This window comes from Solilutibacter pythonis (assembly GCF_003697345.1).
GTDB lineage: Bacteria > Pseudomonadota > Gammaproteobacteria > Xanthomonadales > Xanthomonadaceae > Solilutibacter > Solilutibacter pythonis.
Window position 1 is genome coordinate 28,653 of the sequence record NZ_RFLY01000005.1, and the last position, 23,878, is coordinate 52,530.

The following is a 23,878-nucleotide window of genomic DNA, read 5'->3' on the forward strand; positions in this document are numbered from 1 at the left end:
GTAGAAAATCGAGGTAACAGATGAGCGCAGTCAACAATTCGGTGGTCGGCAGGAGCCGCGAAGCCAGTACCAACGTCTGGTTGACCATCCTGATCATCGCGATCCTGGTGTTCGCCGCCAACACCGTCACGTCGGTCTGGCGCGCGACCAGCCTCGGTGGCGCCAATACCGCGGTGGCCGATCTACAGGTGCTTTCGCAACAGTTGGCCAGCCGGGCGCTGGAGGCTACCGGCGGCGACGCCGAGGCATTCAAGAGTTTCAAGGCGACGCGCGAGCAGATCGACCGCAACATTTCCCTGGTCGATTCGAGGTACGGGCAGGACATGTCGGTATCGGCGTCGATCGCGCAGATTCAGAAGACCTGGCAGCCGCTGGCGCGGAAAGCCCAGCAAATCGTCGCCTCGGAAGCGGTGGTGACGGGGCTGGGCGGCGATGCCGGGCGATTCAACGACGCCGTGCCGCGCTTGCAGGCCCAGCTCGACGAGACGGTGCGTGCGATGTCCAGCGCCGGGGCGCCATCCAGCCAGCAGTATCTGGTCATGCGCCAGTCCATCCTGGTTTCGTCGATGGCGCGGAACATCGCTGAAATCCGCGCCGGCGGCAGCGCCGCGACGCTGGCCGGGCAGCGCCTGCAACAGGATGAGTTGATGTTCGAGCAGGTGATGACCGGGTTGCGCGAAGGCGGCGAGAACGCCCAGGGTGCGCGTCGCGTCGCCGCCGCCGCGGCTGGCCCGCTGAATCAAGCCAACCAGATCTGGCAGGGCATGAAGAAGGACCTGGACGCGATCCAGGACGGCTCGCCGAAGCTGCTCCAGGCCCAGGCCGCTTCGGCCGAGATCGCCGGCAAGGCCGATACGATGTTGCAGGACTCGCGCAATCTGTTCAGCGCGTTCACCGCGGCCGGGTCGCTGAAGGACACCAATCTCATCGGCAACATCTGGATATCGATCGCTTCCGGTCTGGTGGCGCTCGCGGCCATCGCCGGTTTCGTCTCCACGCAATACCGTGTGCAGCGAGTGCGTCGTACCTCGGCCGAGGAACTGACCAACCGCAACCAGGAGGCGATCATGCGCCTTCTGGACGAAATGGGTTCGCTCGCCGAGGGCGACCTGACCGTGAAGGCCACCGTGACCGAGGACATGACCGGCGCGATCGCCGACTCGATCAACTTCGCCGTCGAACAGTTGCGTTCGCTGGTGGGCACGATCAACAACACCTCGGTGCGTGTCGCCTCCTCGGCGCAGGAAACCCAGGCTACCGCCATGCACCTGGCCGAGGCCGCCGAGCACCAGGCCACCGAGATCGGTTCGGCCACCGACCGCATCAACGAAATCGCCGGTTCCATCAACCAGGTCTCGGAGAACTCGGCGCAGTCGGCGGAAGTGGCGCAGCGCTCGGTGGAAATCGCCGCGAACGGCGCGGGCGTGGTGCGCCAGACCATCCAGGGCATGGACAGCATCCGCGGGCAAATCCAGGAAACCTCCAAGCGCATCAAGCGCCTGGGCGAATCCTCGCAGGAAATCGGCGCAATCGTGGAACTCATTAACGACATTTCCGAGCAGACCAATATCCTGGCGCTGAATGCCTCGATCCAGGCGGCGTCGGCGGGCGAGGCCGGCCGTGGCTTCGCGGTGGTGGCCGATGAAGTGCAGCGCCTCGCCGAACGCGCCTCCAACGCGACCAAGCGAATCGAAGGTCTGGTTTCGACCATTCAGTCCGATACGATCGAAGCGGTCAGTTCCATGGAACAGACCACCACCGAGGTGGTGCGCGGCGCGCGTCTGGCCGAGGACGCGGGCACCGCGCTGGGCGAGATCGAACGCGTGTCAAGCGACCTCGCAAGCCTTATCCGGAACATTTCGCAGGCGGCTTCTCAGCAGTCCAACGCGGCGTCCAACATCACCGACGCGATGAACACCATCCAGTCGATCACCGTGCAGACCTCCCAGGGCGCGCACCACACCGCCGAATCGATCGGCAATCTGGCGCAGCTCGCTTCCGACCTGCGTCGCTCGGTTGCCGACTTCAAGTTGCCGGCCTGACCGCGACGGGATCGCTCCTAAGATGATGTCCGCCTTTTCCGTCGCCTCACCAAGGATGCAGCCATGAAGAATGTGCTGCGCGAGGCCATTGACCACGCCACGCTGGGCTGGATCAAGCCCGAGCTTGATGCCGCATTGGCGCAGGTGCGCCAGGAGATAGAAGCCTCGATCGAGACGGATGCCGACCGGACGCGGCTGCGGGTGGCCGCATCACTGATGCATCAGGTGCAGGGCAGCCTGCGGATGATCGAGCTGTACGCCCCGGCGCTGGTCGCCGGCGAGATGGAGGCGCTGGCCAGTGCTTCCGCCGAAGGCCGCGTCGATGCCTACGAGGATGCCTGTGCCGCCCTGATGCGCGGCACCGTGCAGTTGCCGGATTACCTGGAACGCCTACAGGGCGGCCACCGCGATATCCCGATCGTGCTGATGCCGCTGGTCAACGAATTGCGCGCCGTGCGCGGACTCGGCCCGGTCAACGAGGGCGGTTTCTTCCGCCCCGATCTCGACCGTGCGCTGCCGCAACTGGCGGCACGCGAGACCGCGCCCGACGATAGCGCCGCCCATCTCGCCGCGGTGCGTGGATTGCTGGAGGACTGGCAAGCGGGCGATGCGGTTGACGCCGCCGCTCTGCATGACCACCTTGCCGCGCTGTCGCGCCTGCCTGCCGCGCCCGAGGCGCGCCGGCTGTTCTGGGTGGCGGCCGACGTGGCCGAGGCCGTGCGCGATGGCGCGCTTGAGCCGGGCAGCGCGATGCGCGATGCCTATACCAGCGTCGAGCGGGAGGGCCGTCGGTTGTTCGGCGCCGACGACGGAGTGATGCCGTTGCCGGCGTCCTCGCTGGTCGAACCAACCCGGCAATTGCTCTACCAGGTGGCCAGCAGCGGTGCCGAGCACCCGGCGCTGTCGCGCCTGCGCGAAGGCTTCGGCCTGGCGCCCGGGGGGCAGGTCTCCGAGGACGAGATCGCCCACGCCCAGGCCAGCGTCAGCGGCCGCAACCGCGCCCTGCTCGATACCGTGTCGGCGGCGGTCAAGGAGGACGTGCTGCGGATCAAGGACGCCCTGGACCTGTACCTGCGCACCGGCCGCCAGGATGCCGAAGCCTTGGCGCCGCAAGCCGAGGCGCTCGGCCGGGTTGCCGATACCCTTGGCATGCTCGGGCTCGGCATGGCGCGCGATGTCGCCGCCACGCAGCGCGACTTGCTGCAATCGATGGCGCGCGGCGAAGTGCCGGTGAGCGAACACGCCCTGCTCGATGCCGCCGGCGCGCTGCTCTACATCGACGTCGCGCTCGATGACCAGGTCGCCCGCCTTGGCGAGACGCAGACCGGCGCCGCCACGCCCGAATTGCTGGCAAGCAGCGATGCGCTTGGCGCCGCCGAGGCGCAGCAGCTGCTGGATGCCCTGACCCGCGAGGCCATCACCAATTTCGCCGATGCCCGCCAGGGGTTCGTGGCCTTCGTCGAGACCGGCTGGGATCACGCCCAACTGAGCGACATCCCCCGTCTGCTGAGCGAGGTCGGCGGCGCCCTGCGGATGCTCGAACTCAACGAACCGGCGCAATACCTCGCCGGAATCCGCCGTTACACCGAGCACGAACTGATCCAGCGGGGTCGGGTGCCGGGCAAACAGCAGCTCGATACCCTGGCCGATGCGCTCAGCAGTATCGAGTACTACCTCGAAGCCGTGCGCGAGCAGCGCGGCCGGCGCGACGAAATCCTCGCCATCACCCGCCACAGCCTGGAGGCGCTACGTTACTGGCCGCTGCCGCCGGAGGCATCCGACGACGATCTCGCCCCGTTCGAAGATCACAAGTTCGAGGACGACTACGAGGCATGGTTGAGCGATGCCATGCAAGGCGACCCGGCGGAAGCGCCGCCGGCCGATGGCCCGCTCCAAGCCGGGCCGGATGCGGCGCGGCGGGAGGAAGCCGCCGTTCCGACGCGTGAGCCGGTGGCCGCGCCCGCCGAACCCGAGGCGTCATCGCCTCCCGTGGCCGCTCCGCTCTCCGTCGCCGAGGGCGGCTTCGATCTCGGCAATATCGAAATCGACGATGAAATTCGCGAGATTTTCCTTGAGGAATTCAGCGAAGAGATCCACAAGCTCGACCAGTTGCTGCCGGACTGGTACCAAGCGCCGGAAGACATCGAGCGCCTGCGCCCGATCCGCCGCGTCTTCCATACCCTGAAGGGCAGTGGCCGCCTGGTCGGCGCGCGGTTGCTCGGCGAGTTCAGTTGGAAAGTCGAGAACATGCTGAACCGCGTGCTCGACCAGAGCCGACCCGCCACGCCGGCGGTGATCGCTCTGGTCGGCCATGCACACGCCAGTCTGCCGGCGCTGCACGGCGCATTGCTGGGCACGCCCGCGCAATTGGATGTCGCCGGCATGGAGGCCGTCGCGGACCGGCTCGCCGCTGGCGAAGAAGCCGCTTATCAGGCGCCGGCATCCGCTGCCGCCCCGCCCGCCGATAGCGCTTCGTCCACCAATAGCGCCTCGCCGCCCGAAATGACGGCCGTGACCGATGCGGCCGTGTCCGGCATCGTGGTCGACGTCGATGACGTGCTGCTGGAAATCCTCGACACCGAGGTCGATGGTCACTTGCAGACCGTCGATGCCTGGCTGGCGGCTTCGGCCACCGGCTCGACCGTACCCAGCCAAGCCTTGCTGCGCGCCCTGCATACCATGAATGGCGCCTTCGCAATGGCCGAGGTGCCGGAAATCACCGATGTCACCGCTCCGGCCGAAGGCTGGGTCAAGCGGCTGATCGTCGATGGGCGTCATGCCGATGCTCAGGGCTTGGCGGCGCTGGCCGGGTTGTCCACGCAGATTCGCGCGACCATTGCCGGTTTGAAAACCCGCCCGCAGCGCGTCCCAGTACAGACCGAGTTGGCGGCCCGCTTCGAGGCGCTGCGGGACGCAATGCCGGAGAAGGCCAGCATATTGGCCACCACGTTCGAAACCGAACGCCTCGAAGCCGAGCGTCTCGAAACCGAACGTCTCGAAGCCGAGCGCCTCGAAACCGAGCGTCTCGCAGCCGAACGCCTCGAAACCGAGCGTCTCGAATCCGAACGTCTCGCAGCCGAACGTCTCGAAGCCGAACGTCTCGAAACCGAGCGTCTCGCAGCCGAACGCCTCGAAACCGAGCGTCTCGAATCCGAACGTCTCGAATCCGAACGTCTCGCAGCCGAGCGTCTCGAAACCGAGCGCCTCGAAACCGAACGTCTCGCAGCCGAACGTCTCGCAGCCGAACGTCTCGAAACCGAACGTCTCGAAACCGAACGTCTCGAAACCGAACGTCTCGAAACCGAACGTCTCGAAGCCCAACGTCTCGAAGCCGAACGTCTCGAAGCCGAAAGTCTCGAAGCCGAGCGCCTCGCGGCCGAGCGTCTCGTGGCCGAACGCCTCGAAGCCGAGCGCCTCGCGGTCGAACGTCTCGCGGCCGACCGCCTCGTGCTCGAACGTGCTCACCGCGAGGCCAAAGAGGCCGAGGCCGCCGTGCAGCGGCTTGCGGAAGCGCAGATGCTGGAGGCCGAGCGCCAGTTGGCCGAACAGCGTGAATTGGCCATTGCCGCCGCCGCGAGCCGGGCCGAGGCCGAACGCGCCGCCGAAGCGTCGCGCAAGGCGGCCGAAGCCAAGGCCGAGGAGCAACGGCTTGCGGAATTGCGCCGGATCGAACACGAAACCTTCCTGCGGCAGGAAGCCGAGCGCCTCGAAGCCGAGCGCCGCGAACGCGAACAGGCCGTCGTCTGGGGGGATGACGCCATCGGCCCGGCTTGCGCGCTCGACATGGCCGGTCTCGATGAAGACCTGCTCGATATCTTCATCGAGGAAGGAAACGACCTGCTCGACCATGCCGATGGCCTCACCGCTCGGCTGCGCGCCGAGCCGGACGACAGCGAAGCGCTGGTGGCGTTGCGGCGCACCTTGCACACCTTGAAGGGCGGCGCGCGCATGGCGGGCGTCATGGCCATGGGTGACCTTGGCCATGCCATCGAGTCGTTGCTGGAATCGGTGGCCGAGGCGCGCATCCAATTCGCCGCGAGCGACTTGTCGCTGATCGAGCGCTCGCTCGACCGCATGACCGCGATGCTGGGCCGGATCGGCCAGCGCCGCGCGGTGCATCCGGCCGACGAACTGGTGCGCGAACTCGCCGGGCGTGCTGGCGGTGAAACCGTCGAAATCCCCGGTGCCGGCGAGCCGGCGCAGGTGCCGGTCGAATTGTCCGAACTGTCTTCGCCAATCGAGCCGGTCGACACCCATGCCGTCGAGAGCCGTGGGCAGCAGGAACAGGTGCGCGTGCGCGCCGATCTGCTCGACCGCCTGGTCAACTACGCGGGCGAGGTGGCGATCTACCGCTCGCGTCTTGAGCAACAGTTGGGTGCGTTCCGTGGTGCCATGGCGGAAATGGAGCAGACCAATACCCGGCTTCGCGACCAGTTGCGCCGCCTCGACATCGAGACCGAGGCGCAGATCATCGCCCGTTATCAGCGCGAGCAGGAAACGGCCGATCCCGCTTTCGACCCGCTCGAACTCGACCGCTTCTCCACCTTGCAGCAACTCTCGCGCGCGCTGGGTGAATCGGCCAACGACCTGAGTAGCTTGCAGGGCTCGTTGGAAGACCTGACCCGCCAATACGAAACCTTGTTGCAGCAGCAATCGCGCGTCAGCACCGAGTTGCAGGAAGGTCTGATGCGTACCCGCATGGTGCCGGTCGAGAGCGTGTTGCCCCGCCTGCGCCGGGTGGTCCGGCAGGCCGGTAGCGATGCCGGTAAGGACGTGCAGTTCGTGCTCGATAGCGCCCATGGTGGCGAACTCGATCGCAACGTTCTGGAGCGCATGCTTGGCCCGCTGGAGCACCTGCTGCGCAATGCCGTGGCGCACGGCATCGAACCCCCGGGTGTGCGCACCGCCGCCGGCAAGCCTGCCACCGGCGAAGTACGCATGAAAGTGCGCCAGGATGGCTCGGAAGTCGTGCTGGAAGTCAGCGACGATGGCGCCGGCCTGAATCGCGACGCGATCCGTCGTCGCGCCGAGGCGCGTGGCCTGGTGGAAGCCGGCGAGACACTGTCCGACACTCGCATCGACAACCTAATTCTGGTGTCGGGCGTCAGTACCGTCGATGGGGTGAACCAGCTTGCGGGCCGTGGCGTCGGCATGGACGTGGTCAGCAGCGAAGTTCGGCAGATCGGCGGCAGCCTGGAGATCGCCTCGGTGACGGGGCGGGGCAGTCGCTTCACCCTGCATTTGCCGCAGACCCTGGCAGTCACCCAGGCGGTGTTCGTGCGTATCGGTGAGAGCGTCTATGCGGTGCCGGTGGCTTCGGTGCGCGGCGTCTCGCGCATCGATCGCGCCAACTATGAGGCGGGAGAGCGCCACCATCGCTACGGTGGTGAGGACTATCTCGTCCACGACCTCGGCCAACTGCTCGGTCTTGCGCCGGTCAAGGCCGAGGACCAATTGCAGGTGCCGCTGGTGCTGGTGCGTTCGGGCGATCTGCGGATCGCGGTCGGTGTCGATCAGGTCCTCGGCAATCGTGAAATCGTGGTCAAGCCGACCGGCCCGCAGGTCGCTTCGATTCCCGGTGTCTTCGGCGCCACCGTGATGGGCGATGGCCGGGTGATGATCATTCTCGACATCGTGCCGTTGGCCCGCCGCCATGCCAGCCGGCTGGCCGAGGGCGGCGCCGAAGCGCCGGTGGCCGCAGTCAAGGCGTCCAGGGAGCCGTTGGTGATGGTGGTCGACGATTCCATCACCATGCGCAAGGTCACTGGCCGCGTATTGACGCGCCAGGGCTTCGAAGTGGTGACGGCGAACGACGGTATCGACGCCCTCGAACGCATGGAGGAGCGCGTGCCCGACCTGGTGTTGCTCGATATCGAAATGCCGCGCATGGACGGCTACGAACTGGCCGCCGAGATGAAACGCCAGGCCGGTCTGTGCCAGGTGCCGATCATGATGATCACCTCGCGCACTGGCGATAAGCATCGCCAGCGCGCCCTGGATCTCGGTGTTGACCGTTATATCGGCAAGCCTTACCAGGAGCAGGAATTGCTGCGCAACGTCAACGAACTGCTGGGGACGGGTGGTGAATAGCGTGGAGACCCGCACCGTTGTGCTGGCCCGCCCGGGCCCGGCCCGCGAGCAGTTGCTGACGGCCATGGCCGGCATCGGCATCGAACCGGTGATGGTGGTCGACCCGCTGGAAACGACCGAGGCGGAAATACTCGCGTTGGCGCCGCGCAACGTGGTGATCGCGGTCGATCCAACGGTCGACGAGGCGCTGGAGCGTTTCGACGCCTTGCTGGGCGACCCCGACCTGCGATTGCTGATCGAAGAAGCCGACCTGGTGGTTTCGCGCACCGGCTGGGATGTGGCTCGCTGGTCGCGTCACCTCGCGGCCAAGCTGTTCGGCCATGACGATGTGCTGCCGTTCGGTCACGAAGCCGATGAGGCGGCTGTCGTCATCTCGCCCCCTACCCGTGTGGAAACCGCCGAGCCCGTATTGGCGCTGGAAGCCGGAACCGAAGCCGCTGGCGATGCCGCCGCGCCCGAAGTGGCGGATGAAGTTTTCTCCTCGCCTTTGCACGAGCGCGAAGTGGCGCCCGTGGCGGAAACCGCCGAGCTCGCATTGGCGCTGGAAACCGAAGCCGGAACCGAAACCGCTGGTGATGTCGCCGGCCCCGAAGTGGCGGACGAAATTTCCTTCCCGCTTCTGCACGAGCGCGAAGCGGCGCCGGTGGCGGAAACCGCCGCGCCCGAAGTGGCGGATGAAGTTTTCTCTTCGCCTTTGCATGAGCGCGAAGTGGCGCCCGTGGCGGATGGCGCCAGCTTTCCCGCCGTGGAAGCTGGACCTTCCGATGACCTGTCGGGATTGACGCTGACGCCCGATATCCCGATAGCGCCGGAAGAACTCGACCTGCTGGAGCGCGCGCCGGATTTCCGCGCCGATGCGCCGGCCGGAGACACGGGCGATGAATGGGCCAGTTTCCACGAATACGACGACAGCGCCTTCGATCCGGGCCGGTTCAGTACCGACCATCGCGATGTACTGGCGCCGCCGGAGTCCGAGAACGATCTGGCCCCCGAGGAAGCCTACCGGCGCTCGCGGGAAGCCCTGGAGCAGTTCCAGACCGGCGACGACGGCGATCGCTGGCAGGATTTCGAGCGCCCAGTGCCGGAGGCATCCGAATCTCAAGCGCCGTCATCGGGATCGCCCTCGATCCCGGCGCACTGGAACCTCACCGATGAACCCCTGGCTCCGGTCGCCGGCGAGGGGAAGGCCGACGAAACCGCCCAGCGGTGCCGGCTGGATGCGCTGGAGGAGAAGATATCCTCGCTCAGGCTGGTCGATGAGGAGGCCAACCATGGCCACGGTCACGAGGGCGTGGTGGTGCTGGTTGGCGGCATCGGCGGGCCGGACCCGCTGCGCCAGATTCTCCAGCAACTGGCGCCGGGTTTCCCCGTGCCGGTCGTCGTCCAACAGTGGCTGGATGGCGGTCAGTACGACCGGCTGGTGCGGCAGATGTCGCGGGCGACCCGCCTGCCGGTGGTGATGGCCGAACCCGGTCAGTCGCTGGCGCCGGGCGTGGTCCACATCGTGCCGCCGTCGCTGGGCCTGAGCCGTGAGAGCGCGGAGCGCACTTTCGTGCCGGTCGACACGCGCGCCTTCGCCGATCTGCTGGCGAGCCTGCCAGCGGCTTCGAGCGCCCTGCTGCTGTTGTCGGGCGGCACCGAGGATTTCGTCGAGCCGGCGTTGCGCTTCCTGCAATCGGGCGGTCAGTTGCTGGCCCAGGCGGCCGAAGGCTGCTATGACCATACCGTGCCCGCGTTGCTGATCTCGCGCGGCGCGCGCGCCGAACCGCCCGCCGGGATGGCCACCTGGCTCAATCATCGCTGGCCGGCGCAGGAATCCAAATGAACGATGCCATCGAAGAAACCCGCGCAGACCTGCGTGGCGTGCTGATCCAGATCGCCGGTGGCCGGTTGCTGCTGCCCAATGCCTGCATTGCCGAAATCCTTTCGGTGGCCGACCCGGAGCCCATCGCCGATGCGCCCGACTGGCTGCTTGGCCGCGTGCGCTGGCGTGGCTGGCAGGTGCCACTGGTGGCGTTCTCGCGCCTGATTGGCAGCGGTGCGCCGAACTCCCGCCTGCGCGGGGAGCGCGTGCTGGTGCTGAAGGCGCTGGGTGGTAACCCGCGCATGCCGTATTTCGCCATGCTGACCCAGGGCTTCCCGCGCCTGGTCACGGTGGCGCCGGCCATGCTCCAGCATGGCGATGACGCGCACACCGATGCGCTTGCCCTGCCGGTGCGCTTCCAGGACGAGGACGTATTGATCCCCGATCTCGACGCATTGGAAGACCGCATAGGGGCCGTGGCGGCCGCCTGACTCAGCCCAGGTCGCCCAGCCGCGTCTGCAAGGCCGAGATCGCGGCCAGCCCGGCGGTTTCCGTGCGCAGAATGCGTGGGCCAAGCCGAAGTGTGCGAAAGCCGGCATCGGTCAGTTGCCCGAGATCGCGGGGCGACCAGCCGCCCTCTGGGCCGACCGCGACGAGCAGGCGGCCATCGTCCGGTCTTGCCAGCGATTCGATACCCTCGGAAGCCTCCGGCGACAGCGTGTAGCGCCGGCCGGGCAGGCCGGGGACGGCCAGCGCTTGCGTCAGCGTTCGCGGCGCGGTGACTTCGGGCACGAACGCGCGCCCGCTCTGCTCGCATGCCGATACCACCACGCCACGCCAATGGGCGAGGCGCTTATCGGCACGGGCGCCTTCCAGCTTCACTTCGCCGCGCTCGCTGTATATCGGAATGAAAGCGGCCACGCCCAGTTCGGTGGCCTTTTGCAGGATCAGGTCCATCTTTTCGCCACGGGCGATGCCCTGCATCAGCGTGATGCGCAGCGGTGACTCGTTGTCCACCGGCGTCATCGCCACGACGTCGGCCTGCGTGCCGCGCTTGCCGACCTGGCGCAGCTTCGCCGCGTAATCGTGGCCGTCGCCGTTGAAGAGCACGCAATCGTCGCCTTCGGCCAGTCGCAGCACGCGCACGAGATGGCCGCCGGCATGCTCGGGCAACGCCACGCGCGCGCCGATGACAAGCGGCATCCCGACATACACCCGGGTCAGGCGCATGCGGTGGCCTCCGCGATGGCTTCGGCGGTGGTGTCGGCCAGCCGCTCCAGGTCGGCCGCGCTCACGCAGTAGGGCGGCATCCAGTACAGGATGTCGCCCAGCGGCCGCAGGATCACCCCGCGTGCCAACGCCGCGCGATAGGCGCGCAGGCCGATCCGCAGGGCCGGGTCGAAGGGCGTGGTCTTGTCGCCGTCGCGGGTCAGCTCGAAGGCGCAGACCATGCCGAGCTGGCGGCCGTTGGCGACGTGCGGGTGTTGGGCGATGTCGCCGGCGTGCCGGCGCATCGTCTCGGCGGTGGCGCGGTTGCGGGCGATGACCTCATCGTTCTCGAAGATGTCGAGCGAGGCCAGCGCCGCCGCGCAGGCCAGCGGGTTGCCGGTGTAGCTGTGCGAATGCAGGAAGGCGCGCTCGCGCGAGTCGTCGAGGAAGCCCTCGTAGATCGATTGCGTGGTCAGCACCGCCGCAAGCGGCAGGAAACCGCCGGTCAGCCCCTTCGAAAGACAAAGGAAATCCGGCTGCACGTTGGCCTGCTCGCAGGCGAAAAGCGTGCCTGTGCGGCCGAAGCCGGTGGCGATCTCGTCGGCGATGAAAAAAGCACCATGGGTGTCGCACAGCGCGCGCACCCGCTTCAGATAGCTGGGGTGGTGCATTCGCATTCCGCCCGCGCATTGCAGTAACGGCTCGACGATCACCGCGCAGATTTCGCCGGGATGACGGTCGAAGATCGTGGCGAGATGATCGGCGGCGCGCAGCGCGCAGGCTTCGGCGGATTCGCCCTCGCGGGCCTGCCAGGCATCCGGCGTCGGCGCGAAGATGCACTCCGACAGCAGCGGCGCGTAGGTGCGGCGGTACAGCGGGATGTCGCCGACCGAGAGCGCGCCCAGCGTCTCGCCGTGGTAGCCGTTCTCCAACGCCACGAAGCGGACGCGGCCAGTCTCGCCGGCGTTGTGGAACCAGTGGAAAGCCATTTTCAGCGCCACTTCCACGCCGGCCGAGCCGTTGTCCGCGTAGAACACCTTGGAGAGCGGGGCGCGGTTGGCCTCGCGCGGGGCGATCGCCAGCAGTCTTTCCGCCAGTTCGATGGCCGGGCGGTGCGAGAAGCCGGCCAGGATCACCTGCTCCAGCGTGCCGGCCTGCCTGGCGATCGCGGCGGCGATGCGCGGCTCGGCATGGCCGTGGATGTTGGTCCACCAGCTCGATACTGCATCGAGGTAGCGGCGGCCGTCGATGCCTTCCAGCCATGCGCCATCGCCGCGCGCGATCGGCACCAGCGGCAATGTGTGCGGGTGTTCGCGCATCTGCGTGCAGGGGTGCCAGAGCACGTCGAGATCGCGCGCCTGCCAGTCGGCGGCCTCGGCTAAACTGGAGGCCGGATGAAGATCGTTCTGCATAGCCCGCATTATCGCCGCTTGGCCGGAGCATGGCCGTGAGCCGCCCGCCGCCGCTGATCCACGGTATCGAACGCCGCGAAGAAGGCGACGGCCGGGTGGTCGAGGAGCTCGATCTGGAGTTTTCCAATGGAGAGCGTCGCCGCTATCACCGGCTGGTGGCGCAGGGGCCGGGGGCGGTGATCGTGGTGGCGATGCCCGACCCCGGCCACGTCCTCTTGGTGCGCGAATACGCCGCCGGGATGGCGCGCTACGAACTTGGCCCGGTCAAGGGCGCGATCGACCCCGGCGAAACCCCGGAACAGGCCGCCAACCGCGAGCTGATGGAAGAGGCCGGTTTCGGCGCGCGCGAGGTTCGCGTGCTGCGCGCGCTGTCGCTCTCGCCTTCTTACATGACCCACCACGCGCAGGTGGTGCTGGCGCGCGGGCTCTACCAACGGCGTCTGCCGGGCGACGAACCGGAACCGATGGAAGTCGTGCGCTGGCCGTTGGCGGAACTGGGCGAACTGGTCGCGCGCGAGGACGTGTCCGACGGCCGCGCCATCGCCGCCCTGTTCATCGCGCGCGAATGGCTGGCGGCGAACCGATGAAGCTCGACACAGGGTTGCGCGAAGGCGTGATCGCCATCGCCCAGGCCGCCGCCGTCGAGATTCTCGCGGTGTACGCGGGCGATTTCGAGGTGACGCACAAGGCCGATACCTCGCCAGTGACCGCGGCCGATTTCGCCGCCCATCACCGTATCGTCGCCGGTCTCGCCGCGCTCACGTCGGACATCCCCGTGCTGTCCGAGGAATCGGCGGCGGATGACTTCGCGGCGCGGCGGACGTGGCGTCGTTTCTGGCTGGTCGATCCGCTCGATGGCACCCGTGAGTTCGTCAAAAGGAACGGCGAGTTCAGCGTCAACATCGCGCTCATCGAGGACGGCGCGGCGGTGTTCGGGGTGATCCAGCAGCCGGTGACGGGCCTGGTCTGGCATGGCGCGCCGGGGTGGGGCGCGTTCCGGCGCGAAGGCGGCACCGACGTCGCCCTGCATGCGCGCCGCCCGGCCCGCCCGCCGCTGCGCATTGCCGCCAGCCGTTCGCATCGCGACGCCCGCACCGAGGCGGTGATCGCGCGTTTCCCCGGCGCACAGATGCTTGGCCTCGGCTCATCGCTGAAGTTTTGCCGCATCGCCGAGGGCGCGCTCGATCTTTACCCGCGCTTCGGCCCCACCAGCGAATGGGATACCGCCGCCGGCCAGGCCATCGTGGAGGCGGCCAGCGGCGTGTTGCTCGACCCACGAGGCCGGCCGTTTCGCTACAACCAGCGCGAAACGCTCCTGAATGGCGATTTCCTCGCCGGTGGCGACCCGGTTCTAGTGGAGGAGTTGCTGCGATGACGAAACGGGACGTCGGTGAACTCCTGCGGATCATGGCCGCGCTGCGCGACCCCGCGCGCGGCTGCCCCTGGGACCTGGCGCAGGATTTCGCCAGCATCGCCCCCTACACCATCGAGGAAGCCTACGAGGTCGCCGATGCCATCGACCGTGGCGATCTCGACGACCTCAAGGACGAACTCGGCGACCTGTTGTTGCAGGTCGTGTTTCATGCCCGGATGGCGGAGGAGCGGGGCGCGTTCGCCTTTGCCGACGTGGTGGAAGCCATCTGCGACAAGATGACTCGCCGCCATCCGCATGTCTTTGCCGGCGCCGGCATTGCCGATGCCGAAGCGCAGAGCACGGCATGGGAGGCGCAAAAGCGGGCCGAACGCGCGGCCAGGGAGCCCGCCGACGATTCGGCGCTCGCCGGCATCGCCCGTGGCCTGCCGGAATGGCTGCGCGCGGTGAAACTGCAATCGCGCGCGGCGCGCGGCGGCTTCGACTGGCCGGACTGGAAGCCGGTGCTCGCCAAGCTGCGCGAGGAACTGGACGAGTTGGAAGCCGAATTCGTCGCCCGCGACGTTGCGCCGGACGACGAGGCCGTCACCGTTAGGCTGCATGAGGAACTTGGCGACGTGTTGTTCGTCGCCGCCAACCTGGCCCGCCACGCCAAGGCCGATCCCGGCGCGGCGTTGCGCGCGGCCAATCACAAGTTCGAACGGCGCTTCCGTGCGATGGAGGCCCTGGCGCGGGCGCGTGGCGAGGCACACGGCGACCTCGATCCGGCGGCCTGGGAAATACTCTGGCGGGCGGTCAAGACGCGCGGTGCCTGAATGGGCGTCCCGCCCCCGTCTTCACGCGCCTTGCACTTGAAACCTCGAACACTTCACAAAACTGAAGGGGGTTATCCATGCGCAGTACACAAGAGTCCAATGGACTTGTTCTCATCATCGAGGACAATCGCAACATCTCGGAAATGGTCGGTGAATACCTCGAAAGCAAGGGTTTCGAAGTCGATTACGCAGTCGATGGGCTGGATGGCTATCGACTGGCGGCCGAAAACACCTACGACGTCATCATCCTCGACCTGATGTTGCCGCGCCTGGATGGGCTGGAAGTCTGCCGTCGCCTGCGCGAGGAAGCGCGCAAATCGACGCCGATCCTCATGTTGACCGCGCGCGACACCCTTGACGACAAGCTGACCGGCCTGTCCGCCGGCGCCGACGATTACCTGACCAAGCCATTCGCCATCCAGGAACTGGAGGCGCGCCTGCGGGTGCTGATCCGCCGCGAGCGCCGCCAGGTGGGGTCGGAAGTGTTGAAGGTGGCCGACCTGGTGCTGGACCCGGCCAGTTTGCGCGCCACCCGTGGCGGCAGTGAATTGCTGCTTTCGCCGATTGGCCTGAAGCTCTTGACCATCCTGATGCGCGAATCGCCACGGGTGGTCAGCCGGCAGGAGATCGAACGCGAGATATGGGGCAACAGCCTGCCCGATTCCGATACCTTGCGCAGCCACCTCTACAACTTGCGCAAGGTAATCGACAAACCGTTCGACAAGCCGCTCCTGCATACCGTGCAGAGCGCCGGTTATCGCGTCGCCGATATCGATCAGCCGCCAGCGTGAGCGGGGCCGGGCATGGCGCCGAGCGATAACCTGTCTGAAAGGCTGCGCTGGGTCTTCCTGCGGCAGGCGTTCATGGCATGGCTGCTGTTGGCGGTCGGGCTTAGCCTGGGCAGCCTGCTGTTGCGTGACGCCTTGATGCAGCAACGCATGCTGAACGAAGCCGAGAACGCCTGGAATCTTGCCGGGCGCACGCACTACCGCTCGGGTTCGCTGCCGCACAGTACCGGCATGGGGACCTATTTCGTGCCCACCGGGGGCATGCCGGACCATGTGCCGCCGGCCTTGCGCTCCCTGCCTCCCGGATTTCACCGGATGGACGGGCCGTGGCGGCTGGTCTACGTCGGCGAGCGCGCCCAGGGCCGCCTGTACATGCGCATCGCGCCGGGAATGAGCGACCGCATCGTTTATTGGACGACGATATTGGCGCTGGGATTGTCGATGATCGGCATCGCGATGATCTCGTGGCTGGGGTATCGGCGCAGCAAGCGGGTGGTGGCGCCGTTGTCGCGGCTCACCGAGATGGTGCTGGCCTGGGACCCGCGTCATTCCAGCGCGGCCGATTTCCGCATTCGGGTGCGCGCCGATGTCAATACGTATGAAGTCACCCACCTCGGTGAGGCGTTGGCCAGCATGGCCGAGCGCATGGAAGCCTATGTCGAGCGCGAGCGTGATTTCACCCGGGATTCCAGCCACGAGCTGCGCACGCCGTTGACGGTGATCGGCGTGGCCAGCGGCCTGCTTGCCGGCGAGCTGCTGAGTGAGCGCGGGCGGCGTTCGCTGCGCCGCATCAGCACCGCCACCCGCGACATGGGCGAGGTACTGGATGCCTTTCTGGTGCTGGCCCGGCATCCCGATGTGCCGGTCGATGCCGAGCCGGTCGATGTGCTCGACATCGCCCACGAGGAGGCCGCCAATGCCATCGACTGGCTGGAAGGCAAGCCGGTCGAGGTGCGGGTGCATGCCGTGGGGGTGCCCGGGGTGCACGCGCCGCCGCGGGTGGTCGGCACCATCCTCTCGCAATTCCTGCGCAATGCCTGCCGCTTCACCGAAAGCGGTCGCATCGACATCGAGGTCGGGGCGGATTCGTTGCAGGTGCGCGACAGCGGCATCGGCATGGATGCCGAGACGATGGCGCGCGCCTTCGACCCGTTCTGGCGCGCCGATATTTCCGACTACACCGTCAAGGGCATGGGTCTGACCCTGGCGCGCCGGCTGGCCGAGCGCTTCGGCTGGTCCATCGGCTTGCAGAGCGAGCCGGGCGCGGGCACCACCGCCACCCTGTATTTTTCCGACATCCCCCGCGTCAACCGTTGAGCCGCGCGGGCGTTGGCAACGGTTCGCACCCCGCGCCACTCACTCCCGAACAGGCTCGAAGATGTCGTCCAAACCCCGCTCGGCCGGTAAGAAACGCCACCGTCTCCTCGTTCCGGCCGTCGTCGCCGGCGCACTGCTGCTGGCGGGCGGCGGGTGGTGGTACAGGCAGCACGCCGCGGAATCGGAAAGCGGCTGGCGCACGGCCAGGGTGGAAAAGGGCGACATCCGCGTGGCGATCTCGGCCACCGGCACGCTCTCGGCGATCTCCACCGTCACCGTCGGCAGCCAGATTTCCGGCCAGATCACCGAAGTGCGGGTCGATTTCAACAGCCCGGTGAGGAAGGGCGACGTGCTGGCGCGGATCGATCCCAGCACCTACGAAGCACAGATCGCGCAAGGGGCGGCGGCCATCGCCAGCGCCAATGCCAGCCTGAGCCAGGCGGCGGCCACTCTGACCAATGCCCGGGCCGATTACCGCCGCAAGGCCGCGCTGGGCGAACGGCAACTGGTCGCGCGCGGCGATGTGGACACCGCCCGCATGGCGATGCGGCAGGCCGAGGCTCAGATCGAGGTGGCCCGCGCGCAGATCCGCCAGCAGACCGCTTCGACCCAGGCCACCCGTCTCAACCTGGAACGCACGGTGATCCGCTCGCCGGTGGACGGGGTGGTGCTGACCCGCGCCATCGAGCCGGGTCAGACCGTGGCCGCGAGTTTGCAGGCGCCGGAGTTGTTCACCATCGCCGAGGATCTTTCGAAAATGAAGATCGAACTGGCGGTGGACGAATCGGACATCGGCCAGGTCGAGCCGGGGCAGCGCGTCGGTTTCACCGTCGATGCCTTCCCGGATCGCCAGTTCAGCGGCGTGGTCGAGCAGGTGCGGCTGTCGGCCACCACGACCAGCAACGTGGTGACCTACCCGGTGGTGGTGACGGTGGACAACGGCGACGGCACCTTGTTGCCGGGGCTGACGGTGAATGCCGAGATCGAGGTCAGCAAACGCGAGGGCATCCTCAGGATCGCCAACGCGGCGCTGCGCTACAAGCCATCCGATGAGCGCTTGAAAGCGATGGGCGCCACACCGCCGGATGGCGCGTCCGCCGCCCGGCGGGGCGGCGGCATGGGCGATGAACTGCCGAAGATCGCCGCCAGCTTGGCGCTGACGCCGGCCCAGCGGGCCGCCTTCGACCAGGCGCTGGCGGACATGCGGCGGCGGCAGGCCGGGCGCACGGGCGCGGCACGCGGCCAAGCTGACCCATCACAGCAGGACAACCGCGTCATGGGCGGCGGCGCGCCGGATGCGGCGACGCAGGCACAGATGCGCAGCCGCGTGCGTGAGCGTTTCCGGCGGCAGTTCGCCGGCTTCCGCAACAGTCTGGACGATGCCCGCCGCGCGCGCTGGGACAGCGCCACCAACGCGCTCATCAATGCGCGCCGCGCGCCGCTTTACCTGCTGGCCGATGGCCAGCCGAAGCGGGTGATGGTCCGGCTGGGCGTATCCGACGGCAGCAATACCGAAGTGGCCGGCAACATCAAGGCCGGTGACGAGGCGATCACCGGCGAGCGCGCCGCCAGCGCGGTGACGGGCCGGTGATGACGGCGTCGCGTAACGCCAGGCCGCCGGTCATCGAGACCCGTGGCCTGCGCAAGGTCTATGCCGAGGGCGGCCAGTCCGAGGTGGTGGCGCTCAACGGCGTCGATCTGCGCATCGCGCATGGCGATTTCGTCGCCATCATGGGGCCGTCGGGGTCGGGCAAGTCGACCTTGATGAATCTCATCGGTTGCCTCGACACGCCCAGCGCCGGTTTTTACGCTTGCGATGGTATCGACGTCTCCACGCTCGATGCCGGGGAGCTGGCCGCGTTGCGGCGCGAGAAGATCGGTTTCGTGTTCCAGGGTTTTCATCTGCTGTCGCGGATGAGCGCGCTCGACAACGTGGCGATGCCGCTCGGTTATACGCGCGTGCCCCCGGCCGAGCGGCGTGAACGCGCACGGGCGGCGCTGGCGGCGGTGGGGCTGGGCGAGCGTGGTCAGCACCGGCCCAACGAGCTTTCGGGCGGCCAGCAGCAGCGCGTGGCGATTGCCCGCGCACTGATCAATTCGCCCCCGATCCTGCTGGCCGACGAACCGACCGGCGCGCTCGACAGCAAGACTGGCGAGGAAATCCTCGCCCTGTTCAAACGCCTGCGCGACGGGGGCCGCACCGTGGTGTTGATCACCCACGATGCGCACGTCGCCGAGCATGCCGACCGCATCTTCGTCATGCGCGATGGCGAACTGCACGAGGCCGACGACGCCCATTCGGCGCTCGCCGGCGCATCGCCATCAGTCTTCCCGGTGCCCGGTCAGTGAGCTGGCTCGACATCCTCCGCACCGCCTTCCACGCACTCCGGGGCAACTGGATGCGCAGCGCGTTGACTTCGCTTGGCGTCATCATCGGCATTGCCGCGGTGATCGTGATGGTCTCGGTCGGGCAGGGCACGCGGGAGGAGATCGACAAGCTGGTCTCCGGCCTCGGCTCGCAGCGGCTCGACATCTCGCCGGCCGGCCGGCGCGGGGCAGGCGGCGCGCGGATGAGCGCATCGAGCTTCTTCACCCTCTCCGATGACGATGCGCGGGCGATCCGCGACGAGGTGCCCGAAGTGCAGTACGTGGCCGGCGCACTGCGTGGCAACGTCCAGGCGGTGTACGCCGAGAACAACGCTTCCACCAACTGGCAGGGCGTGCAGCCGGACTATTTCGTGATCAACGGATGGCAGGTGGCCGAGGGCAGCCTGTTCGATACCGGTGATTACGGTGGCAATGCGCGTAACGTGGTGATCGGCGATACCGTGCGGCGCACGTTGTTCGGCGAGGATTCCGGCATCGGCCAGACCATCCGCCTTGGCCGCTCGCCCTTCACCGTGGTCGCCACCTTGCAACCAAAGGGGCAGGGGGGCTTCGGCCAGGACCAGGACGACGTGGTGATGGTGCCGCTTGAGACCGCGCGCCGTCGCCTGATGGGCAACATGGGGCTGTCGCCGGGCGCGGTGATGCAGATCGCGTTGACGGTGGCCGATGCCCGCGAGCTGGACTACGCGCAGGTCGAGGTGGAGGCGCTGCTGCGCCAGCGCCACCGGATCAGGCCCGGCGCCGAGGACGATTTCAACGTGCGTAACATCAGCCAGATCGTCGCCACCCGCACCGCCACCACCAACCTCATGTCGAAACTGCTGGGCGCGGTGGCCGGCATCTGCCTGGTGATCGGCGGCATCGGCATCATGAACATCATGCTGGTCTCGGTCACGGAGCGGATCAAGGAGATCGGCCTGCGGATGGCGGTCGGCGCCAGTCCATCGGACGTGCGCCGGCAATTCCTGATGGAGGCGATGCTGATCTCGCTGATCGGCGGGGTGATCGGCATCGTGATCGGCATCGGCGGGGCGCTGCTGGTGTCTGAATTCAGCGAATTGCCGGTCGCGTTGAACATGCGGGTGGTCGGGCTGGCGGCGGCGTTTTCGGTCGCCACCGGGCTGTTCTTCGGCTATTACCCGGCACGCAAGGCTTCGTTGCTGGACCCGATCGAAGCGCTGCGGCAGCAATAGCGTGGCGGTGGTCGGCAACCTCGCCCGCCGGCGGCGCTGCCCGGTATGGCAGAATTACCGGTTCCCGCCTCGCCGAATGACCCCATGACCGTGCCCGATTGCCGACAGCCGTTCCGGAACCGTGCCCGTGGCTGACGGCTATGGCCATTTTCCGCGCGGCCCGCGAGGGTTGTGGCGGGCGGCGATCTGGTCGGCGAAGGGGCTGCGCGCGGCCTGGCTGCACGAGTCCTCGTTCCGGCTGGAGGTCGTGGCGTTCGCGGTGCTGGCGCCGATAGGCTTTCGCCTGGGCGAGAATGGAGTGGAGCGCGCGCTGTTGGTCGGCTCGATGCTGCTGGTGATCGCCACCGAACTGCTCAATTCGGCGGTGGAGGCGGTGATCGAACGCTACGGCCCGGAGTTTCACGAACTGGCCGGTCGCGCCAAGGACATGGGCTCGGCGGCGGTGTTCGTGTTGACGATGAATGTATTGCTGGTCTGGGGCGCCATCCTGCTGCCCCGCTGGCTCTGATCAAGAAAAGGTATTGCCGATGGACCTGAGTTTCCTAGCCGACCCGAATGCCTGGCTGACCCTCATCACGCTTTCCGCGCTGGAGATCGTGCTGGGCATCGACAATCTGGTGTTCATTTCCATCGCGGTCGGCAAATTGCCGGGACATCAGCGCCCGATCGCCCGCAAGATCGGTATCGCGGTGGCTTGCGTCACCCGCATCGGCCTGCTGGTGATGCTGGCGTTCCTGGCGCGGATGGAGCGCGACCTGTTCCATGTCTTCGAGATGGGGATCTCGGTGCGTGACATCATCCTGATCGTCGGCGGCCTGTTCCTGCTGGTGAAGGGCACGATGGAAATCAGGGAACTCATCACCGGCGGCGAGGACGAGGACCCGACCACCAGCAAGGCGTCGGGCGTGTTCTGGGTGGTGATCGCGCAGATCGCGGTGATCGACATCGTGTTCTCGCTGGACTCGGTCATCACCGCCGTCGGGATCGCCGAGCACATTCCGATCATGGTCTTCGCCATCCTGCTGGCGGTCGCGATCATGCTGCTGGCGGCCAACCCGCTCGGCCGCTTCATCGATGCCAACCCGACGGTCAAGATGCTGGCGCTGGCCTTCATCCTGCTGATCGGCGCGGTGCTGATTCTCGATGGCTTCGACACCCATGTACCCAAGCCCTACATCTACTTCGCGATGGGCTTCTCGGTGATGGTGGAATGGCTGAATCTGCTGATGCGTCGCCGCGCCATCGCCCATCGCGTACCTGGTGCCGGCAAATGGTGATGCCGGCATGATGCCCGTGGCCACGGGTTTTCACTTCACCTGAACGCCTATCACGGCAACTTGAATACCTGAACGCGCGGCGCGGTGCCGCGCATCGAAAGCGGAGATTCCCCCATGCGCGCGATGCGAATGCTAGCCGTGGTGCTGCTGGCCTCGTTCCTGTCCGGCTGCGGTTACAACGATATCCAGCGGAAGGACGAGGCGGTCAAGGCCGCGTGGTCGCAGGTGCTGAACGTGTACAAGCGCCGCGCCGATCTGGTGCCGAACCTGGTCAACACGGTCAAGGGCTATGCGGCCCACGAGGAACGCGTGTTGACCGAAGTCACCAATGCCCGCGCCAAGGTCGGTGGCATCAACGTCAATGCCTCGGACGAGACATCGGTCAAGCAGTTCCAGCAGGCCCAGGGCGAGTTGAACGGCGCCATCGGCCGTCTGCTGCTGGTGGCGGAAAACTATCCGCAACTCAAGGCCGACCAGAACTTCCTGCAATTGCAGGCGCAGTTGGAAGGCACCGAGAACCGGATCGCGGTCGAGCGCCAGCGCTACATCGCCGCGGTGCAGGATTACAACACCTACATTCGCAGCTTCCCGCAGAATCTGGTCGCGATGATGTTCGGCTACAAGCCGAAACCGAATTTCGGCGTCGATGACGAGCAGCAGATTCAGCGGGCGCCCACCGTGGATTTCGGTGCGCCGGCCGCCACGGCGCCGGCTAACTGATCTGCCGCCGGGCTGACGGGAGGCTCGCGGTGGATCGCCTGCACCGGCTCATGGCGATGTGCGGCCTGCTGCTGGTGGCACTGGCATGGCCGGCGCACGCCCAGCGGCTGGCACCGATTCCCGCACTCGATTCGCCGGTAATCGACAGCACCGGCACCCTCGATGCCGCCACCCGCGCCGAGTTGGAGCGGCAGGCGCTGGCGCTGCAAACGCGCAAGGGCAGCCAGTTGCAGGTGCTCATGGTGCCGACCACCCAGCCCGAGGACATCGCTCAGTACGCGCAGCGGGTATTCGACCAGTGGAAGCTGGGCCGCCAGGGCGTCGATGACGGCGTGCTGCTGATCGTCGCCAAAGACGACCGCCGGGTGCGCATCCAGCCCGGCTATGGTTTGGAGGGCGCGATTCCCGATGCCACCGCCAACCGGGTGATCCAGGAATACCTGGTGCCGCAGTTCCGAAACGGCAATTTCGCCGGCGGTATCGTCGATGCCACCGGCCAATTGGTGCGGCTGATCGATGGCGAGCCATTGCCCGCGCCGGTGTCCACCCATCGCCCCGCCCCGGACAACGCCGGCAACTGGATGATGGCGCTGTTCTTCGCCTTCGCCGCCGCCAACGTGCTGCGCGGGGTATTCGGTCGATTGCCGGCGGGTGCGCGCGCACTGGCGTCCGGCGGCGGCGCGGGCTTGATTGCCTGGGTGATTTCCAGTGCGTTGCTGGTCGGCGGCGTCGGTGCGGCGATCGGCTTCTTCATTGGGTTGCTCGGCGCGGGCGGCGGCGGCCGTTACGCCCGCGACAACGATTGGGGCGGCTGGGGTGGCGGTGGTGGTGGCTGGTCGGGCGGTGGTAGCGGCGGTGGTAGTTGGTCGGGTGGCGGTGGCAGCTCCGGCGGCGGCGGCGCATCGGGGAGCTGGTGATGAAGCGGCTTCTTCGTCATCTGTTCGCGTCCTCGGCGCATCGGCTGTTTCCGCCCGAAAGCCTGCGGCGCATCCACGATGCCATTGCCGCGAGTGAGCGCCGGCATCGTGGCGAGATATGCTTCGCGGTGGAATCTGCCCTGCACTGGCGCGATGTGTTGGCCGGAGTCGATTCCCGCCGCCGCGCCGAGCATGGCTTCTCCGCGTTGCGGGTCTGGGATACCGAGGCCAACAACGGCGTGTTGATCTATCTGCTGCTGGCCGATCACCGTATCGAGATCGTCGCCGATCGCGGCCTGCGCGAGCGGGTCGGCCCAGCGCAGTGGCGCGGCATCTGCCAGGCGCTCGAGGCGCGCATGCGCGCCGGCGAGTGCGAGCAAGCGATCATCGACGGCGTGGGCCGCATCGGCGAGTTGCTGGCCGAGCATTTCCCGCCGCGCAAGGGCGAGACCGACGAGGACGAATTGCCCAACGCGCCGGTGATCCTGCGCTGACTTCGCGCTTGTGGCACCGCTCGGGCAAAATGTCCGGGTC

19 protein-coding genes and 2 pseudogenes are annotated in these 23,878 nt (G+C 67.3%); 18 read left to right on the forward strand and 3 right to left on the reverse strand.

The genetic code is table 11. The features are described from left to right. Positions 1-20 precede the first annotated feature (20 nt). Positions 21-2,042 (forward strand): methyl-accepting chemotaxis protein, encoded by a 2,022-nt coding sequence (locus tag EBB59_RS04490; RefSeq protein WP_122100962.1) that lies wholly within the window; start codon positions 21-23, stop codon positions 2,040-2,042. A gap of 63 nt (positions 2,043-2,105) precedes the next feature. Continuing rightward, a pseudogene (locus EBB59_RS14525) lies at positions 2,106-4,340 on the forward strand (Hpt domain-containing protein); the annotation flags it as partial. Positions 4,341-4,791: 451 nt separating this feature from the next. Here EBB59_RS14525 and EBB59_RS14530 read toward each other — a convergent pair. After that, the gene (locus EBB59_RS14530) at positions 4,792-5,700 is read right to left on the reverse strand and encodes a pentapeptide repeat-containing protein (protein ID WP_122101066.1); all 909 of its coding nucleotides are present in this window, start codon (positions 5,698-5,700) and stop codon (positions 4,792-4,794) included. A gap of 155 nt (positions 5,701-5,855) precedes the next feature. Between EBB59_RS14530 and EBB59_RS14535 the strand changes: the two are divergent. From EBB59_RS14535 to EBB59_RS04515, 3 genes and pseudogenes are all read left to right on the forward strand, one after another. Further along, positions 5,856-8,132 (forward strand): annotated as a pseudogene (locus EBB59_RS14535) (response regulator); the annotation flags it as partial. A 1-nt stretch (position 8,133) separates the two neighbouring features. Then, a complete protein-coding gene (locus EBB59_RS04510) occupies positions 8,134-9,957 on the forward strand; it encodes a chemotaxis protein CheB (RefSeq protein ID WP_147455507.1) in 1,824 nt (607 codons plus the stop codon). Next, positions 9,954-10,427, forward strand: a complete 474-nt coding sequence (locus EBB59_RS04515) for a chemotaxis protein CheW (protein ID WP_122100964.1) — start codon at positions 9,954-9,956, stop codon at positions 10,425-10,427. Before EBB59_RS04510 ends, EBB59_RS04515 begins: the two co-directional genes overlap by 4 nt. 1 nt (position 10,428) lies before the next feature. Here the strand turns inward: EBB59_RS04515 and EBB59_RS04520 are convergent, their stop codons facing one another. Further along, a complete protein-coding gene (locus EBB59_RS04520) occupies positions 10,429-11,166 on the reverse strand; it encodes a 16S rRNA (uracil(1498)-N(3))-methyltransferase (protein WP_122100965.1) in 738 nt (245 codons plus the stop codon). After that, entirely contained in the window at positions 11,157-12,557 is a 1,401-nt protein-coding gene (gene bioA / locus EBB59_RS04525; RefSeq protein WP_245979046.1) for an adenosylmethionine--8-amino-7-oxononanoate transaminase, read from the reverse strand. Before bioA ends, EBB59_RS04520 begins: the two co-directional genes overlap by 10 nt. Before the next feature lie 29 nt (positions 12,558-12,586). Between bioA and nudE the strand changes: the two genes are divergently transcribed. From nudE to EBB59_RS04590, 13 genes are all read left to right on the forward strand, one after another. After that, on the forward strand, positions 12,587-13,144 hold the full coding sequence (nudE, locus tag EBB59_RS04530; RefSeq protein WP_122100967.1) for an ADP compounds hydrolase NudE: 558 nt from the start codon (positions 12,587-12,589) through the stop codon (positions 13,142-13,144). Continuing rightward, positions 13,141-13,932, forward strand: coding sequence for a 3'(2'),5'-bisphosphate nucleotidase CysQ (cysQ, locus tag EBB59_RS04535; RefSeq protein WP_122101068.1), 792 nt, complete (start codon positions 13,141-13,143; stop codon positions 13,930-13,932). The genes nudE and cysQ overlap by 4 nt, the downstream gene beginning before the upstream one ends. Beyond that, positions 13,929-14,744 carry a nucleoside triphosphate pyrophosphohydrolase gene (gene mazG / locus EBB59_RS04540; RefSeq protein ID WP_122100968.1) on the forward strand — a complete coding sequence of 272 codons (816 nt, stop codon included), beginning with the start codon at positions 13,929-13,931 and terminating at the stop codon, positions 14,742-14,744. The genes cysQ and mazG overlap by 4 nt, the downstream gene beginning before the upstream one ends. A gap of 77 nt (positions 14,745-14,821) precedes the next feature. Continuing rightward, positions 14,822-15,535 carry a response regulator transcription factor gene (locus EBB59_RS04545; protein ID WP_122100969.1) on the forward strand — a complete coding sequence of 238 codons (714 nt, stop codon included), beginning with the start codon at positions 14,822-14,824 and terminating at the stop codon, positions 15,533-15,535. A gap of 12 nt (positions 15,536-15,547) precedes the next feature. Then, on the forward strand, positions 15,548-16,849 hold the full coding sequence (locus tag EBB59_RS04550; RefSeq protein ID WP_122100970.1) for a sensor histidine kinase: 1,302 nt from the start codon (positions 15,548-15,550) through the stop codon (positions 16,847-16,849). Between the two features lie 61 nt (positions 16,850-16,910). Next, positions 16,911-18,440, forward strand: coding sequence for an efflux RND transporter periplasmic adaptor subunit (locus EBB59_RS04555; protein ID WP_122100971.1), 1,530 nt, complete (start codon positions 16,911-16,913; stop codon positions 18,438-18,440). Continuing rightward, positions 18,440-19,198 (forward strand): ABC transporter ATP-binding protein, encoded by a 759-nt coding sequence (locus EBB59_RS04560; protein WP_122101069.1) that lies wholly within the window; start codon positions 18,440-18,442, stop codon positions 19,196-19,198. The genes EBB59_RS04555 and EBB59_RS04560 overlap by 1 nt, the downstream gene beginning before the upstream one ends. Further along, complete coding sequence (locus EBB59_RS04565) at positions 19,195-20,430, forward strand: ABC transporter permease (protein ID WP_122100972.1); 1,236 nt, start codon at positions 19,195-19,197, stop codon at positions 20,428-20,430. The genes EBB59_RS04560 and EBB59_RS04565 overlap by 4 nt, the downstream gene beginning before the upstream one ends. 127 nt (positions 20,431-20,557) lie before the next feature. Then, entirely contained in the window at positions 20,558-20,938 is a 381-nt protein-coding gene (locus tag EBB59_RS04570; protein ID WP_122100973.1) for a diacylglycerol kinase, read from the forward strand. 19 nt (positions 20,939-20,957) lie between these two features. Continuing rightward, a complete protein-coding gene (locus tag EBB59_RS04575; RefSeq protein ID WP_122100974.1) occupies positions 20,958-21,707 on the forward strand; it encodes a TerC family protein in 750 nt (249 codons plus the stop codon). 114 nt (positions 21,708-21,821) lie between these two features. Next, a complete protein-coding gene (locus EBB59_RS04580; protein WP_122100975.1) occupies positions 21,822-22,427 on the forward strand; it encodes a LemA family protein in 606 nt (201 codons plus the stop codon). A gap of 38 nt (positions 22,428-22,465) precedes the next feature. After that, complete coding sequence (locus EBB59_RS04585; protein ID WP_425451795.1) at positions 22,466-23,344, forward strand: TPM domain-containing protein; 879 nt, start codon at positions 22,466-22,468, stop codon at positions 23,342-23,344. Then, positions 23,344-23,838, forward strand: a complete 495-nt coding sequence (locus EBB59_RS04590; protein WP_122100977.1) for a TPM domain-containing protein — start codon at positions 23,344-23,346, stop codon at positions 23,836-23,838. The genes EBB59_RS04585 and EBB59_RS04590 overlap by 1 nt, the downstream gene beginning before the upstream one ends. Positions 23,839-23,878: the final 40 nt, after the last annotated feature.

What these genes read in the sequence shown, in the direction of transcription:
- mazG (WP_122100968.1), top strand. Translation starts at nt 13,929, where the DNA reads ATGACGAAACGGGACGTCGGTGAACTCCTGCGGATCATGGCCGCGCTG.
- EBB59_RS04575 (WP_122100974.1), top strand. Translation starts at nt 20,958, where the DNA reads ATGGACCTGAGTTTCCTAGCCGACCCGAATGCCTGGCTGACCCTCATC.
- EBB59_RS04555 (WP_122100971.1), top strand. Translation starts at nt 16,911, where the DNA reads ATGTCGTCCAAACCCCGCTCGGCCGGTAAGAAACGCCACCGTCTCCTC.
- EBB59_RS04590 (WP_122100977.1), top strand. Translation starts at nt 23,344, where the DNA reads ATGAAGCGGCTTCTTCGTCATCTGTTCGCGTCCTCGGCGCATCGGCTG.
- EBB59_RS04560 (WP_122101069.1), top strand. Translation starts at nt 18,440, where the DNA reads ATGACGGCGTCGCGTAACGCCAGGCCGCCGGTCATCGAGACCCGTGGC.
- EBB59_RS04490 (WP_122100962.1), top strand. Translation starts at nt 21, where the DNA reads ATGAGCGCAGTCAACAATTCGGTGGTCGGCAGGAGCCGCGAAGCCAGT.
- bioA (WP_245979046.1), bottom strand. Translation starts at nt 12,557, where the DNA reads ATGCAGAACGATCTTCATCCGGCCTCCAGTTTAGCCGAGGCCGCCGAC.
- cysQ (WP_122101068.1), top strand. Translation starts at nt 13,141, where the DNA reads ATGAAGCTCGACACAGGGTTGCGCGAAGGCGTGATCGCCATCGCCCAG.
- nudE (WP_122100967.1), top strand. Translation starts at nt 12,587, where the DNA reads ATGGCCGTGAGCCGCCCGCCGCCGCTGATCCACGGTATCGAACGCCGC.
- EBB59_RS04550 (WP_122100970.1), top strand. Translation starts at nt 15,548, where the DNA reads ATGGCGCCGAGCGATAACCTGTCTGAAAGGCTGCGCTGGGTCTTCCTG.
- EBB59_RS04545 (WP_122100969.1), top strand. Translation starts at nt 14,822, where the DNA reads ATGCGCAGTACACAAGAGTCCAATGGACTTGTTCTCATCATCGAGGAC.
- EBB59_RS04515 (WP_122100964.1), top strand. Translation starts at nt 9,954, where the DNA reads ATGAACGATGCCATCGAAGAAACCCGCGCAGACCTGCGTGGCGTGCTG.
- EBB59_RS04520 (WP_122100965.1), bottom strand. Translation starts at nt 11,166, where the DNA reads ATGCGCCTGACCCGGGTGTATGTCGGGATGCCGCTTGTCATCGGCGCG.
- EBB59_RS04580 (WP_122100975.1), top strand. Translation starts at nt 21,822, where the DNA reads ATGCGCGCGATGCGAATGCTAGCCGTGGTGCTGCTGGCCTCGTTCCTG.